A 14,294-nucleotide genomic window follows, 5' to 3' on the forward strand; every position below is an offset into this window, starting at 1 on the left:
TCAGGAGAGCTCAGTCATCATGCTTGGCGTTCCAGCCCTTGTAGGCGCCCACGTTCTGGCGCGTCACGAGACTGGAAGGGATGAGAATCAGCTGCTTTTCCGGCTTCTTCCCGGCGATCAGGCCGAGGCCGGTTTGAACCGCAACCTTCGGGATCGCATAGAAATCCTGGCTCGCCGAGGCCTCGATCATGGAAAGACCCGGATCCTTCAACGCAGCCTCCATGTCGGGCGAACCGTCGACCGACGTGATGAAGAAATCGCTGCGATTGACCTGCTTGGCCGCCAGCGCGGTGCCGATCGCCTGGGGATCGTTGATGGTGAAAATTGCGTCGATCTTTGGGAAACGGGTCAGATAACCCTGAGCCACCGCCATGCCGCCGTCGCGCGAACCTTTCCCGTCCAGGTTGTCGGACAGGACCTTGATACCCGGATATTTGGCAAAAACCTGCTTGCAGCCGTTGACGCGGTCGATCACCGACGATACCTGTGGGCCGTTTTCGATAATGACGTTGCCTTTACCCTTGAGCTTGTCGGCGATGTACTGGCAGGAGATGCGTCCGGCCATCACGTTGTCGGTGGTCACGTTCGCATCCGCTCCCTCTGCCGCCGTATCGAAAGCGACAACGGGAATGCCGGCTGCATGCGCCTTCTTGATGGCCGGAGCAATGGCCTTCGGGTCGCCCGGGTTGAGCAGGATGAAATCGACTCCGGCCGCGATGAAATTATCGATCTGATTAAACTGCTTGCCGAGATCGTAGTCGTAGCCAACCGTTGTAACCTGGGCGCCTGGGTTGACCTTGTGAATCAGGCGCGTCGCCGTGTTGGCCATGATGACAAAGCCGGGGTTGCCCAATGACCCGACTGAAATTCCGACAGATTTGACCTCCTTAGCCAGACACGGCTCTGCGGATAGCAACGCCAGCGCTGCGCCGGCCAGGAAAATCCGGGTGAAATGACGCGTAGTTTTCATGTCTCTCCTCCATTGTGAGATCGATCTCATTTTCGCGTGGCCGACCTTGTGAGATCGATCTCATTTTTGGGCATAATTTCAGAATCTTCGGAGCCTGTCAATACGTGATCGCGAGTACGTCGCCCGAACCCGCGCGCCCTGTTTGACGTAATTCCGGGGTCAGGTCAGCCGCAAAAGCGGCGTCGAAAAGATCTGACTTATTGCAGGCTAACGGCGCCGTTTCAGCACATTCGCCACCGATCGGCGGTCGATCAACTGGGTCGGCAGTTCGATTTTCCGCGACCGCCCCTCTCCCCTGATTGCCTTGATCAGCGCGGTGGCGGCTGCATGACCGAGCTCGTAGACCGGACGCTTGACCACCGACATAGACGGCGCAATCACCTTCGACCACGGTGTATCGTCGAAGCTGACAAGCGACACGTCCTTGCCGATGGTAAGCCCGAGCTCGCTGCAAGCCGCCAGCACGCCCAGCGCCATTTCCTCGTTGGTTGCGAGGATGGCGGTGGCGCGGGGTTTCTGCGTCAGCAGCTCGAGCGCGCCGGCTTGAGCGGCTTCAACGCTGCTGCGGCTATAGCGGATGGCCGGTTCGCCGATGCCGCGACCCGCCATCGCCTCCTGTGCGCCGGCCACGCGATCCGTCACGGTCGAGACGACGCCTTCGGGCTGCCGTGTCTCCACTCCGCCACGGGCGGCCGCCGTTGCCACCAGGAGACCGATATGGACATGCCCGTGCTCGAGAAAAAGCTCAATTGCCTGTTTTGCGCCCCCGCGGTCGTCCGTACACGCGGTTGGAACGCGCAAACCCTCCACCCGGCGATCGAGCAATACCAGCGGTTTCGCTAACTCGCCTTCCAGAACGAAATGGTCATACTGGGTCGGGGACGATGGCACCACGATCAGTCCGTCCACGCGCTTTTCGATCAGTATGCGTACCGCGTCGACCTCCTTGGCGAGATCGTCGTCCGTATTGAGGACGAAGGTTTCGTAGCCTGCTCTCGCGGCTGTGTCGATGATGGCCCGGGTGGCATGGCTGAAAAAAGAGTTACTGATATCCGCCACGACGACGCCAATGGCCTGAGTCTTCCCGGCACGCATGGCACGCGCCACGACATTGGTGCTGTAGTTCAGCTCACGTGCGGCCGTCAGCACGCGCTCGCGCGTTTCATCGCCGACGAGGCCATAGCCGCCCAGCGCCCGCGCCGCCGTGGCGCGTGATACCTCGGCGCGGTGCGCCACATCGATCAAACGAGCCGGCCGCTCGCTGTGACTCGTGTCTTTCCTGCCCGCCTTGCTTGCCACGATTTTTTTGTCACTCCTTCTCTTTCGAAACAGTGAAATACCCGACCGGGAGAATATCAGAAGGATGTCTGGAGAATCAGCGGCCCGTCACTGCACGCCAATAGCCAGACCCGCGCGTATCGCATCGGGCCGCCTACCCGTTACTCGCTGTACATCTCAACAAGCTTGCTCTGAACCGCATCCACGAAAATCGTCGCAACCCGCCTGATGTGCCGATGATTGGGAAAAACGGCGCAGAAGTTCGACGGGTCCGACCGATACCGGTCCAACACCGGCACCAGACGCCCGGCCGCGAGATCGCGCTTCGCGTACAGGTCAAACAGTAAGGCGATACCGAGACCGTCCACCGCCGCTTGCCTGACCGGGTTGGAGGTACTGGCGAGAAAACGCCCCTGCACCTGAACCCTGCGACGCCCGTCCGGACCGTTCAGATGCCAGGTGCCGGGCCCGGAGTTTCGGGAAATCAGCAAACAGTCGTACCGGCCGAGTTCATCGAGGTTCGCCGGCGTTCCGCGGGTCTCGAGATATTTCGGTGACGCGACAAGCTGCCCGCGTGAAGTACATAGAACGCGGCGCGTCGAATTCTCGTCCAGCATCGATTCGGGGCGCAAGGCGAGATCGACGCCGCTCGCCATCAGGTCGAGATAAGCATTGTCGACAACGAACTCCAGCGTGACGCCTGGATAGCGAGCGAGAAACTCCGTGATCCATGAAATCGGAAAGATGTCGAAGAAATCGGCAAACACCGCGACGCGCAGTGGGCCCATCGGCTCCGGATGCGTGTCCGCAACCTGCTGCCCTGCTACTACGAGTTCCCTTATGTTTCTCGCACATTGCTCGTAGAACGTTTGCCCGATTGCGGTCAGCGTCAGTTTCCTTGTGGTTCGAACAAACAGCCTGCTCTTCAGTTCGGCTTCGAGTTGTAGAACGTGACGGCTGATCGTGTTCGGGGGCATCCCGAGACGTCGCGCGGCTTCGGCAAAACTTCCGGCCTGGACTACTTCGACGAACAGATAGATTTCGTTCAGGTCGAGCATGCATTCCTCATGAAAGTGGACGAGATCCCGCCATTCGTGCCGTCTAGTGGCCAAGCGAAAGGCGGTCTAAGCTACCTTCCAGACAGCGCGATTAGACCACTATTCGCAAGCATTCGTGATCCGGCACACCACCTGGCATGCGTGCCAGGAGGCCGATTTCGCGGTGCTTGCCGAACCATTGCATCGAGATGTTCCCCTCTTTCAAAAGCCCATTCTCGCCTGCAGGATCCCGAATGAATCTCCCTGTTCACCCCGGCGGCGATGCCGCTCGTCCTCGTCATGTGCTGCACGTCCAGAACCACATCGACTGCGGGATCGGCCCGGTCACGGCGATCGCGATCATCCTCGTGCGCAAGCCGGCGAATCAAGACTTCCAGTCAAGTTCGAGATTCAAATGACAGTCAAAGTTGACGTGCGCGCGAAGCCCGATTTTCCGCTACGGGTATGGATCAGCGGCATCGGCGCGGAAGTGTCGGTACTTGAATATGACGGCCGGCAATTGTGGTTACGCTGGGTCGAGCCGGGGCGCTGTCATTACGGTGAGCAACGCTGGTCGCTCGCCGCGGCGAAACGCAATGGATATTGCATCGTGTCCGGCTTACCCATTCGCCGCGGCGAGCTGGTTTTCCGTCCCGGGGAGCGGCCCATGCCTGCGAACGCCGACAGGATGATTCTGCCGGAGCCGGTGGAACAAGTTCTGGCAGGACACACGGTGACGATCTCATAGCAGCCTGTCCCGACTGACCGTTTTTCTGCCCGTCATTCGTAGACCTTATCGTCAAGCATTCACGAGGAAGAATTGACAACACCCCTTGCATCATCTCGTCCCGCGAAACGGCAAGCGCCTTTTGGCTTTCGCTTCGTCGCGCCACTGGCGCTCGGCTCGACGCTCAACCCCATCAATTCCACGATGATCGCCACGGCACTCGTGCCGATCGCGGCGGATTTCCATGCGAGCGTGGCCGAAACAGGCTGGCTGATCGCCGGGCTCTATCTCACGAGCGCCGTTGCTCAACCGACTATGGGGCGGCTCGCCGACCTGTTCGGACCTCGACGCGTCTACCTCGCCTCCCTCCTTCTCATTGCGCTCGCCGGGCTCGTCGGTGGAATCATGCCGTCGCTGGGCGGACTGGTGGCCGTGCGTGTGATGCTGGGGATTGGAACGTCAGGCGCGTATCCGTCGGCCATGCGCATTTTTCGCGTGCGCGCGGACAAACTCGGATGCGAACCACCCGCTACCGCCATGGGCGTGCTTTCCATGGGCGGGACGGCGATGCTGGCAATCGGCCCGTTCCTCGGCGGCGTGCTGACATCCGCCTTCGGGTGGCATGCCATCTTCGCCGTGAATGTGCCGTTCGCACTGGGGATCATGGTGCTCGTCTTCTTGTGGGTTCCAAAAGACGACCGCCCCGCCGAGGGCTTGGGCCGCCTGCTGGAAGAAGTCGACTTGCCCGGCATTGGACTGTTCACGGCGTTTCTGCTGAGCCTGATGATCTTCCTGTTGAACCTCAATCACCCGATCTGGATCGCCCTGCCCGTCTCAGTCATTTTCTGCGCCGGACTCATCCTGCATTCGAGACGCCGCGCGCAACCGTTCATCGACGTGCGAATGCTTGCGCGAAACCGGGCCCTGTCTGTGACCTATCTTCGCGCCGGCATCATGCTCATGATGGTCTACTGCATCCTTTACGGCTTCGCGCAGTGGCTGGAAAGCGCCGCCGGGTTCAGCGAGAAAGAAGCCGGACTCATCACCATGCCCATGTCGATCGTGGCCGCGCTCTCGTCCCTTGCCGGCACGCGCAACGGCAGCATCCGGATGCCCTTCCTCATGAGCATCGGCTCCAGCATTATCGGCTGCGCCTGCCTGTTGCTCCTGAACAACTCGACGACGGCCTGGCTCATCTCGATCGCCGTGATCTTCTTCGCCGCCCCACAGGGCATGTTCGCGACCGCGACGCAAACGGCCGTCTACATGCAGGCCCGGGCCGAAGAGATCGGCACGGCGGCCGGCCTTCAGCGAACCGCGCAATACATCGGCGCTATTGCGGCGACCAGCCTGCTGGGTCTCGTGTACGGCCAATCGGCAACTGACCAGGGCTTGCACCGTCTGGCGCTCGTCATGGGGGTGCTCGGCGTCGTGCTCTTCGTCAGCACGATCTTTGACCGGACTATTTCACGTCCCGCCAAACGCTGAACTCACTCCGCGCTTAAATGGACTGTCGCTGCCTCTTGCTCAATTCAACATCTGGCCCACGCTCGTGACAATCGACATGCAGACAGGCATGGTCGGCTTGCCGACGGCGCATTCCACAAGCGAGATCACCGCAAACAATGCAAGACCGGCACGTGCCCTTCGTGCGCGTGCTTTTCCAGTCGTTCTTATGAATGTCGCGAACCGGGCGCCCGGCGCTCCCTTGAAGATCGTATGCTTGTGCATAGTTGCAACCGGGTCCGCACCATGCCCACCTGTGCGTACGCAAGCGGAAAAGCGAGGCGACATGACTGATGATCCATCGGCGGGACCGCAATTTCGCTGGAGCGATTCGAACGATATCCCGTGGATACCGTCACGGTTCGCGAAGGGCGTCGAAGTGAAAAACCTCGGCAAAGCAGACGGCCGCGCAATGCAGCTAGTGAGGTTCTCACCCGGTGCGGCGTTTCCCGACCACCTTCACACCGGACCTGAGTTCATCTACGTGCTGGAGGGCGAAGTGACCTGGAACGGCAGGCTGCTCACCCGCGGATGCGCCGGCGTGGCGGAAGCGGGAACCCTCGAGCGCGGCTTCCGCAGCATCACCGGATGCATGTTCCTGCTCATGTACGACCTCGGCCAGCTTTTCGATTCGGTGACTTCGGTGATTCGATAAGGCCGGGATCTGCTCAATAGAAGCTGCTACGGCCCGCACGGCATGAACACACTCGCTTCTGCGAGGTCGTACATCCGTGCAGCCACGCCGCTACCGCTTCAGCATCCGTGACGCGGGTCCATAAACATCCCGAGGCGTAAGCGCCAGATGCTCCGACAGCGCCGCGACCGCCGCCTCCGCGTCCCTGCCGAGCACTGAGCGCATGAGCGCTTCATGCCGCTCGACGAAACCGTCCAGTTCCTGCGCGTCGGCAAGGATCACATGACGGTAACGGCTCGCCTGATCGTAAAAGGTCGCCTGCAGATCCATCAGCCGGCGCGAGCGGCAAGCCCCGAGCAACGCGGCGTGAAAGCTCTTATGCGCCATCTCGATCGTGCTCCGCGCCTCTGCCGGCGCATCGTAATGGCGCGTCACGGCAAGCGACAGCTTGGCGAAGCTGCCGGCGATTTCCATCTCCCAGTCGGCATTGCCTGCTGCGATCGCTTCACGCAACGCCTCTGTCTCGACCAGTTGGCGCATCCGGGTCAGGTCCGCCAGGTCCCCTTGCGACAACGGCGCAACACGAAAGCCACGGCGCGTCTCATTGGTCACGAAACCCAGCGAAGTTAGCCGGGCCAGCGCCTCACGCAATGGCGAGGCCCCGATGCTGTACTGCTCCTTCAATTGTTCGATGCGCAGATTGTGCTCAGGCGGCAGCACGCCGGAGACGATATCTTCGACGAGACGCTCGAGTATCGCCTCGGTCAGCGTTTCCTTGACGAGTATTTCCATGGACGGCACATGCTTGAGAGGGACAGCGTCATCCTGCGCCAGACCTTCCTTTTTGTCAATAAAGTCCATTTTATCGATAATAATGGTATTTACCGATAGAAAGGTAGGCATAGGTCATCCACTATGCAGACCATAGGAGGAGGCGTTCCATGAACACTGAGCATTTACGCTTTATCGATTTGTCGGTCGCGCTGGAGAACGACGTGCCGGCCGATCCGCCCGGCCTGCAACCGCGCATCCAGTACACCGATCACCAGCGCGGCGCCGGGCAGCTCGCCGCGATGTTCCCCGGTCTTTCGCCGAGCCAGTTGCCCGATGGCGAAGGATGGGCGGTCGAAGATCTGGTCCTGCACACGCATTGCGGCACCCACATGGACGCGCCGTTGCACTATGCATCGACCATGAACGGCGGTGAACGCGCGATCGGCATCGACGAACTGCCGCTCGACTGGTGCATGGCGCCCGGCGTAAAGCTGGATTTTCGCGCGTTGCCGGATGGGCATGTCGTGCGCGCAGACGAAGTGGAAGCGGAACTGGCACGCATCGGGCATGTTCTCAAGCCGCGCGACATCGTGCTGGTCAACACCGCCGCAGCCCGCGCGTACGGCACGCCCGCCTACATCGATAGCGGCTGCGGCATGGGACGCGCCGCCACCCTTTACCTGCTTGAGCGCGGCGTACGCGTGGTCGGCACGGACGCATGGAGCTGGGATGCGCCATTCCGCTACACGCGCGAGGCCTACCTGAAGAGCGGCGATCCATCGATTATCTGGGAGGGCCACAAGGCAGGCAGGGAGATCGGCTACGGCCAACTCGAGAAACTGACCAACCTGGATCTGCTGCCGCCGTTCGGCTTCACCGTCTGCTGCTTCCCCTACAAGATCAAGGGCGCGTCCGCCGGCTTTACGCGCGCCGTCGCCATCATGGATAAGGAACCCCACTCGTGAAACTCGCCACCTTCGAGACCCGCGATCATGCTGCGCTTGTCGGCGTTGTGTTGCCGGCGCAGCAGCGTGTCGTTGCACTGTCCGATGCGTTTCTCGCGCATCACGGCACAATGCTGCCGGCTTTTGCCGACATGCTGGCGCTAATGCGAAGCGGCCCGGGCGCGCTCGATACTGCCTTCGAGTTGGTCGCACGTACGCACGGTGACGAGCCGTTCGTGCATCCATTCGATTCGGTGCGGTTTCTCGCGCCTGTCCCGCTACCGGAACAGATTCGGGACTTCTCGACCTTCGACCTGCACATGCAACAGGCCGGCGCAGCGATTGCCCGCCTGCGCGCGAACCGGCGGGGTGACGATCCCCGCGCGCTGCCCCAACCCAACAACATCGCACTGCCGCCGGTGTATTACGAGCAGCCGATCTACTACAAGGCCAACCGCCTCAACGTGATCGGTCACGAGCACGACGTGCGCTGGCCGCGGCGCGCAAGGTTGCTGGACTACGAAGCAGAATTCGGCGTGTATATCGGCCGCACCGGGCGGGATATCGAGAGCCGCAACGCCCGCCAGCATATATTCGGTTTCACGATTTTCAATGATTTTTCGGCCCGCGATCTTCAGGAGCACGAAATGGAAGGACCGTTCGGTCCGGCCAAGGGTAAAGATTTCGACACCGGCAATGCAATGGGCCCATGGATCGTGACAGCCGATGAAATCGCGGACCCCTACGATCTGGCCGTCACCGTGCGTGTGAATGGCGAGCAGTGGTCGCGCGGCTCGACCCGCGATATGCGCCATCGCTTCGAGCGAATGATCGAACACGTGTCCGCGGACGAAACCTTGCATGTCGGCGAATTCCTCGGATCGGGCACGGTCGGCAGCGGCAGTGGTCTCGAGCTGAACCGGTGGATCAAGGACGGTGACGTAGTAGAAATCGAAATCGAAAAAATCGGCGTGTTGCGCAACCGTGTCGTTGCGCAGTCAGGCCAACATACAGGGGACGAATCATGAACAACCGTTGGATCGCACTTGCGGTGCTTTGTCTTTGCGTCTTTCAGTTCACACTCAACTGGTTCTGCGTCGTGCCGGCGTTTCCGGCGATTGCGCATGAGTACGGACTCTCGATTCCCCAGGTGGCCGCGCTCGTTGCCGCGTTTGTCGGGGGCTACGGCATTTTCCATCTGCCGGCCGGCTGGTTGTCCGCCCGATTCGGCATGCGCTGCGCGCTGATCGTCGGCATTGCGCTCGAAGCCTGCGCATCGCTCGGCGGCGCACTGGTGTCGTCGTATTCAGCAATGCTGGCCACCCGCGTGATCGCGGGTGCCGGCGGGGCCTGCTGTCTCGGCGCAGTGGTGGGACTCGTCAGCGCCTGGTTCCGCGAGCGCGAATTGTCGTTCGCCATCGGGCTGACAACCGGTGTCGCCTTTGCGCTCGGCGCGGCGGCGGGACTATTCCTGTGGTCGATGGTGGTGGCAGCCACGGGTTGGCATACCGCCGTCATCATCGCCGGGCTCGTCGGGTTGGCAGTGCTGCTGCTCGTCTGGTTTGCACCGATTGTTCCGCGGGCGGCCGCGGCGACACTCGACGGCGGCCACCTCGATATGCGTGCCGTGCGCCGCGTGTTGGGCAACGGAGCGCTCTGGTGGTGGGGACTGAGTATCGTCGGCTCGTACGGCGCGTTCTTTACCCTGGCGCAGTTCCTGCCGATCTATGCCGAGCGTGTCCTGCATTTCTCGCCCACCGAAGGCGGACGTCTTAGCGCCTTGCTGCTGCTGAGCGGCATTCCGGCTGCGATGCTGGGCGGCTGGGTGTCGGACCGCTTCGGCCGGATCAAGCTGCTGATCTGCGGCGCATTCGTGCTGAGCGGTCTCCTGACCTTGATGCTGCCTCGGCTCGACGGAGGATCGTTGCATCTTGCCGCCGCGGCAATCGGCTTGATCACCATGACCGGACTCACGCCGTGGTTCAGCGTACCCGCAATGTATCCCGACCGTATTCCGCTGCATGACGTGCCGGCCGCCTCCGGTCTGATGCTCTCGCTCGCCGCGCTTGGAGGCTTTGCCGTACCGCTGGGATTCGGCCGCATTGTCGCCAGCTACGGGTTTGATGCGGGTCTGCCCTACCTCGGCATCGTATCGATTGTCTTCACCGTCTTCGGGCTGATTGCGCCGACACCGTCGCGCCGCCGTGGCATGGTGGCCCATATTCAGACGGACGCCGCCTGACAGAAGCGAATCCGATGTAACGAAGCGTCTCCGATTCCTGAGGACGGCGCTTTTCAATGTCATTTCACTGATGTTCATAAATTCGGATACCTAATCACACAAAGGAGGAGAACATGCGTATTCCCGGAGGAAAAAAGGCTTACCCGATATGGCTCGCTTGCGCCATGCTCGGCAGCCCCTGCCTTGCGCAAACCAGCGTCAGCCTGTACGGGCAGATCGACGTTTTCGCTGGAGCGACCAAGGCCATCGGCGGTAAAACGGCGTGGCAAGAATCAAGCGGCGGCTTATCCACATCCTATTTCGGCATGAAAGGCGCGGAAGATCTCGGTGGGGGCATGAAGGCGATCTTCGCGCTGGAAAGCTTCTTCCAGCCACAGAACGGACAGATCGGCCGTTTCCCGAATGACGTCTTCTTCTCGCGTAACGCGTACGTCGGCATTGAGTCGCCATACGGCACATTCACCGCGGGGCGCCAGAGCACGAACCTCTTCATCTCGACAATCCTGTTCAATCCGTTTGTCGATTCATTTACCTTCTCGCCCGTGGTGCTGCAAACCTATCTGGGCCAGGGTGGTCAGGGCGTGATCGGCGACACAGGCTGGAACAACGCGATCCAGTACAGCACGCCGCGCTTTGGCGGACTCTCCGGCGCGGCGATGTATTCGTTCGGCAATTCGGCTGGCGCGGCGGGAGTGCGTAAATGGAGTGCCCAGTTCCTCTACTTTCATGGACCATTCGCGGCAACGGGCGTTTATCAGTACGAGAACTACAGCTTTGCCGCCGGCGACATCGGCACCGCGCTTCCCGGCGTGTCGGGCCTGACCAGTCAGAGCACGGGCGAGCTCGGCGCAACCTACGACTTCCGGATCGTCAAGCTGTACGCGCAATATCTGCACACCAATGACCAGACCAGCAACGGCACCATCCTCGTCAACCGCGGACAGGCAGGCTTTTCGATTCCGCTCGGCGCCGGCTCGATTCTCGGCTCGTATGCGTACTCGAAGAGCAACGGCCCGGCCGACGGCGTAACCCGCAAGACGTGGGCGATCGGCTACGACTACTCGCTGTCGAAGCGCACCGATATATACGCCGCTTATCTGTACGACCACCTGAGCGGAAAATCGACCGGCGATACGGCCGGTATCGGGATACGAACGAAGTTCTGAAGCGCGTCAGGCGGAGCGCAGATTGCGAATGCAGATTTGCAGCATTGAGCGCAGCAGGTGTGCCTGATCGGTGTCGAGTCCGTGAAGCATGGCCGTTTCGACACGGCTCGCAGCCTCCCCGCATTGCTCGAACAGGGCCTGCCCGGCGGTTGTCAGTTGCAGCAGCACGATGCGGCGATTGGTTGGATCGTTGGTACGCGTAACCCAGCCGTTGGCTTCCATGGTCTTCATGACTTCGTTGGCGGCCTGAGGCGTGATGAACGAGCGTTCCGCGAGTTGCGCATTCGACGAACGTCCGCGGGCGTGCAGCACGGAAAGCGCGGTGAATTGCGGCAGTGTCAGGCCGTAGCCGGCGAGCGCCTCGGCGAGCCGTTTCGTGACGATGCGGTCGAGCTGGCCAATGAGATAGGTCGAATGAGCCGGCGAGCCTGGTGACACCGGCGTGGCTTTGGTCGTGGAGGCGATCGCCGAAGCACTGGACGCTTCCTTCACGGAAGTACGCGGCGTCAAGCTTGATGGCGTGCGTCCGTGGGCAATGGTTCGAGCAGGTTTGGACATATCTGTGGCAGGTTGTACCGGCGAAATGTACCAGCAATTTGCGCTTTACATATCAGGCTACTTGATATTAAATTGATAAAACACACTCCGCCCCGGAGTGAGGTTCCTGGAGAGAACGAATGACATACGAAGGACGTTGGAAGACCGTGAAGGTCGAGGTCGCGGACAGCATTGCGTGGGTCACGCTCAATCGTCCGGAAAAGCGCAACGCGATGAGTCCGACGCTCAACGCGGAAATGATCGAAGTGCTGGAAGCGGTCGAACTCGATCGCGACGCTGCCGTGCTGGTTCTGACCGGCGAAGGCGACGCATGGACCGCCGGCATGGACCTGAAGGAATATTTCCGCGAGATCGACGCCGGTCCGGAGGTGCTGCAGGAAAAAATCCGCCGTGACGCCTGCCGCTGGCAATGGCAACTGTTGCGCATGTACGCGAAGCCGACCATTGCGATGGTCAATGGCTGGTGTTTTGGCGGCGGCTTCTCGCCGCTGGTTGCCTGCGATCTCGCGATCGCCGCCGAAGAAGCGGTGTTCGGCCTGTCGGAAATCAACTGGGGCATTCCGCCTGGCAATCTCGTCAGCAAGGCGATGGCGGACACCGTGGGTCATCGTCAATCGCTCTACTACATCATGACCGGCGAGACCTTCACCGGCCGTGAGGCGGCTGACATGGGACTGGTGAATAAGAGCGTGCCTCGCGCTGCGCTGCGCGAAGAAACGCGCGCCCTTGCCGAAAAACTGATCGGAAAAAATCCGGTCGTGCTGCGCGCGGCAAAGAACGGCTTCAAACGCTGCCGCGAACTCACGTGGGACCAGAACGAGGACTACCTGTACGCCAAGCTGGATCAGGCGCTGCATCGCGATCCCGAGCATGGCCGCGAAAAGGGGCTCAAGCAATTCCTGGACGAAAAGTCGATCAAGCCAGGACTGCAATCCTATACGCGTTGAGCGGCGCACAGCCGGCATCAATTGAGAGGAGACACGATGCGGAATCTGACAATGTTGATAGGCGGTGAAGCGCGTGCCGCGTCCAATGGCGCAACCTTCGACCGGTTCAATCCGGTAACCGGCGAAGTCGCGAGCCGTGCACCGGCGGCGACCCTCGCCGATGCGGACGCGGCGGTGTCGGCCGCGGCAGCGGCATTTCCCGCGTGGGCGGCGCTGCCGCCCGGCGAGCGTCGCGCGCGGCTCCTGCGGGCCGCCACGCTCATGGACGCGCGTGCCGCGGAATTCGTCGCCACCGGCATCGCCGAAACCGGCGCAATGCCGAACTGGTACGGTTTCAACGTGATGTTGTCGGCGAACATGCTGCGCGAGGCAGCGGCCATGACAACGCAGATTGACGGCAGCATCATTCCGTCAGATGTGCCAGGCAACTTTGCCATGGCGATACGTCAGCCGTGCGGCGTGGTGCTCGGCCTCGCGCCGTGGAATGCCCCGGTGATTCTGGCGACACGCGCCATCGCCATGCCGCTCGCTTGCGGCAATACGGTGGTGCTGAAAGCGTCGGAGGTCTGCCCGGGTGTGCATCGTCTGATTGGCGAGGTCCTGCACGAAGCGGGACTCGGCGACGGCGTGGTGAATGTGATCACCAACTCGCCCGACGATGCGCCGGCACTTGTCGAGAAGATGATTGCGCGTCCCGAGGTGCGGCGTGTGAACTTCACCGGTTCGACGCATGTCGGCCGCGTTATCGCCCAGCATGCGGCGCGCTATCTGAAGCCCGCACTGCTTGAACTCGGTGGCAAAGCACCTGTGCTGGTGCTGGACGACGCGGATCTCGATTCCGCCGTGCAGGCCATCGCCTTCGGTGCGTTCTTCAATCAAGGGCAGATCTGCATGTCGACCGAGCGCGTGCTGGTCGACGAAAGCGTGGCCGATGAATTGATCGCGCGGCTCGTCGAGAAAACGCGCACGCTGAAGGCCGGTGCGCCCACGCATCCTGATTCCGTGCTGGGCTCCATGGTGAGCGCGCAGGCTGTACAGCGCATTCAGGCGCTGGTCGAGGACGCGCGCGGCAAGGGGGCCAGGCTGCCGGTCGGCTGCATCGCGGAAGGTTCGATCCTGCAACCCGTGATCGTCGACGGCGTAACGCGCGACATGAAGCTGTACACGGAGGAATCGTTCGGGCCGGTCGTGACCCTGCAACGCGTCAAGAATGCGGAAGATGCGTTGCAAGCGGCAAACGACAGCGCCTACGGACTATCCGCGGCGATCTTCAGCCGCGACGTGGCGCGCGCGCTGGATCTGGCGCGCCGTATCCAGTCGGGCATTTGCCACATCAACGGCGCGACCGTGCATGACGAAGCGCAGATGCCGTTCGGCGGCGTCAAGGACAGCGGTTACGGACGTTTTGGCGGCAAGGCATCCGTCGAGGCCTTCACCGAGTTGCGCTGGATCACCCTGCAGACGCAGCCGCGGCATTACCCGATCTGATCGCAGCGGCGATCCAGAAACCG

General features: G+C 61.5%; 15 protein-coding genes. 10 read left to right on the forward strand and 5 right to left on the reverse strand.

The window, feature by feature from the left end:
* Positions 1-10 precede the first annotated feature (10 nt).
* The 3 genes from GH665_RS12565 to GH665_RS12575 all read right to left on the reverse strand — a co-directional run bounded on the left by GH665_RS12565 (position 11) and on the right by GH665_RS12575 (position 3,306).
* Positions 11-970, reverse strand: a complete 960-nt coding sequence (locus GH665_RS12565) for an ABC transporter substrate-binding protein (protein ID WP_153136131.1) — start codon at positions 968-970, stop codon at positions 11-13.
* Positions 971-1,177: 207 nt separating this feature from the next.
* Positions 1,178-2,269, reverse strand: a complete 1,092-nt coding sequence (locus GH665_RS12570; protein ID WP_153136132.1) for a LacI family DNA-binding transcriptional regulator — start codon at positions 2,267-2,269, stop codon at positions 1,178-1,180.
* Between the two features lie 140 nt (positions 2,270-2,409).
* Positions 2,410-3,306: a LysR family transcriptional regulator gene (locus GH665_RS12575; protein ID WP_153136133.1), complete on the reverse strand. Its 897-nt coding sequence runs from the start codon at positions 3,304-3,306 to the stop codon at positions 2,410-2,412.
* Positions 3,307-3,539: 233 nt separating this feature from the next.
* Here GH665_RS12575 and GH665_RS12580 point away from each other — a divergent pair, with 233 nt between their 5' ends.
* The 4 genes from GH665_RS12580 to GH665_RS12595 all read left to right on the forward strand — a co-directional run bounded on the left by GH665_RS12580 (position 3,540) and on the right by GH665_RS12595 (position 6,173).
* A complete protein-coding gene (locus GH665_RS12580) occupies positions 3,540-3,704 on the forward strand; it encodes a hypothetical protein (RefSeq protein ID WP_153136134.1) in 165 nt (54 codons plus the stop codon).
* On the forward strand, positions 3,701-4,033 hold the full coding sequence (locus GH665_RS12585; protein ID WP_153136135.1) for a DUF3331 domain-containing protein: 333 nt from the start codon (positions 3,701-3,703) through the stop codon (positions 4,031-4,033). Before GH665_RS12580 ends, GH665_RS12585 begins: the two co-directional genes overlap by 4 nt.
* A 72-nt stretch (positions 4,034-4,105) precedes the next feature.
* Positions 4,106-5,500: an MFS transporter gene (locus tag GH665_RS12590; protein WP_153136136.1), complete on the forward strand. Its 1,395-nt coding sequence runs from the start codon at positions 4,106-4,108 to the stop codon at positions 5,498-5,500.
* A gap of 304 nt (positions 5,501-5,804) precedes the next feature.
* Positions 5,805-6,173 (forward strand): cupin domain-containing protein, encoded by a 369-nt coding sequence (locus GH665_RS12595; RefSeq protein ID WP_153136137.1) that lies wholly within the window; start codon positions 5,805-5,807, stop codon positions 6,171-6,173.
* A gap of 90 nt (positions 6,174-6,263) precedes the next feature.
* Here GH665_RS12595 and GH665_RS12600 read toward each other — a convergent pair whose 3' ends face one another.
* On the reverse strand, positions 6,264-6,944 hold the full coding sequence (locus GH665_RS12600; RefSeq protein ID WP_167530943.1) for a GntR family transcriptional regulator: 681 nt from the start codon (positions 6,942-6,944) through the stop codon (positions 6,264-6,266).
* Positions 6,945-7,093: 149 nt separating this feature from the next.
* On the opposite strand from GH665_RS12600, the gene GH665_RS12605 reads away from it, so the two are divergent.
* The 4 genes from GH665_RS12605 to GH665_RS12620 all read left to right on the forward strand — a co-directional run bounded on the left by GH665_RS12605 (position 7,094) and on the right by GH665_RS12620 (position 11,278).
* A complete protein-coding gene (locus GH665_RS12605) occupies positions 7,094-7,891 on the forward strand; it encodes a cyclase family protein (protein WP_153136139.1) in 798 nt (265 codons plus the stop codon).
* Complete coding sequence (locus GH665_RS12610; RefSeq protein ID WP_153136140.1) at positions 7,888-8,898, forward strand: fumarylacetoacetate hydrolase family protein; 1,011 nt, start codon at positions 7,888-7,890, stop codon at positions 8,896-8,898. The genes GH665_RS12605 and GH665_RS12610 overlap by 4 nt, the downstream gene beginning before the upstream one ends.
* Positions 8,895-10,112: an MFS transporter gene (locus tag GH665_RS12615; protein ID WP_153136141.1), complete on the forward strand. Its 1,218-nt coding sequence runs from the start codon at positions 8,895-8,897 to the stop codon at positions 10,110-10,112. The genes GH665_RS12610 and GH665_RS12615 overlap by 4 nt, the downstream gene beginning before the upstream one ends.
* 113 nt (positions 10,113-10,225) lie before the next feature.
* A complete protein-coding gene (locus GH665_RS12620) occupies positions 10,226-11,278 on the forward strand; it encodes a porin (protein ID WP_153136142.1) in 1,053 nt (350 codons plus the stop codon).
* 6 nt (positions 11,279-11,284) lie between these two features.
* Here GH665_RS12620 and GH665_RS12625 read toward each other — a convergent pair whose 3' ends face one another.
* On the reverse strand, positions 11,285-11,770 hold the full coding sequence (locus GH665_RS12625) for a MarR family winged helix-turn-helix transcriptional regulator (RefSeq protein WP_246216200.1): 486 nt from the start codon (positions 11,768-11,770) through the stop codon (positions 11,285-11,287).
* Between the two features lie 185 nt (positions 11,771-11,955).
* On the opposite strand from GH665_RS12625, the gene GH665_RS12630 reads away from it, so the two are divergent.
* Complete coding sequence (locus GH665_RS12630) at positions 11,956-12,783, forward strand: p-hydroxycinnamoyl CoA hydratase/lyase (RefSeq protein ID WP_153136144.1); 828 nt, start codon at positions 11,956-11,958, stop codon at positions 12,781-12,783.
* 36 nt (positions 12,784-12,819) lie between these two features.
* Positions 12,820-14,271 carry an aldehyde dehydrogenase gene (locus GH665_RS12635; RefSeq protein WP_153136145.1) on the forward strand — a complete coding sequence of 484 codons (1,452 nt, stop codon included), beginning with the start codon at positions 12,820-12,822 and terminating at the stop codon, positions 14,269-14,271.
* Positions 14,272-14,294: the final 23 nt, after the last annotated feature.

The sequence above is a fragment of the Paraburkholderia agricolaris genome (genome assembly GCF_009455635.1).
Classification (GTDB): domain Bacteria; phylum Pseudomonadota; class Gammaproteobacteria; order Burkholderiales; family Burkholderiaceae; genus Paraburkholderia; species Paraburkholderia agricolaris.

What these genes read in the sequence shown, in the direction of transcription:
- GH665_RS12600 (WP_167530943.1), bottom strand. Translation starts at nt 6,944, where the DNA reads ATGGAAATACTCGTCAAGGAAACGCTGACCGAGGCGATACTCGAGCGT.
- GH665_RS12620 (WP_153136142.1), top strand. Translation starts at nt 10,226, where the DNA reads ATGCGTATTCCCGGAGGAAAAAAGGCTTACCCGATATGGCTCGCTTGC.
- GH665_RS12635 (WP_153136145.1), top strand. Translation starts at nt 12,820, where the DNA reads ATGCGGAATCTGACAATGTTGATAGGCGGTGAAGCGCGTGCCGCGTCC.
- GH665_RS12595 (WP_153136137.1), top strand. Translation starts at nt 5,805, where the DNA reads ATGACTGATGATCCATCGGCGGGACCGCAATTTCGCTGGAGCGATTCG.
- GH665_RS12575 (WP_153136133.1), bottom strand. Translation starts at nt 3,306, where the DNA reads ATGCTCGACCTGAACGAAATCTATCTGTTCGTCGAAGTAGTCCAGGCC.
- GH665_RS12580 (WP_153136134.1), top strand. Translation starts at nt 3,540, where the DNA reads ATGAATCTCCCTGTTCACCCCGGCGGCGATGCCGCTCGTCCTCGTCAT.
- GH665_RS12605 (WP_153136139.1), top strand. Translation starts at nt 7,094, where the DNA reads ATGAACACTGAGCATTTACGCTTTATCGATTTGTCGGTCGCGCTGGAG.
- GH665_RS12585 (WP_153136135.1), top strand. Translation starts at nt 3,701, where the DNA reads ATGACAGTCAAAGTTGACGTGCGCGCGAAGCCCGATTTTCCGCTACGG.
- GH665_RS12615 (WP_153136141.1), top strand. Translation starts at nt 8,895, where the DNA reads ATGAACAACCGTTGGATCGCACTTGCGGTGCTTTGTCTTTGCGTCTTT.
- GH665_RS12630 (WP_153136144.1), top strand. Translation starts at nt 11,956, where the DNA reads ATGACATACGAAGGACGTTGGAAGACCGTGAAGGTCGAGGTCGCGGAC.
- GH665_RS12565 (WP_153136131.1), bottom strand. Translation starts at nt 970, where the DNA reads ATGAAAACTACGCGTCATTTCACCCGGATTTTCCTGGCCGGCGCAGCG.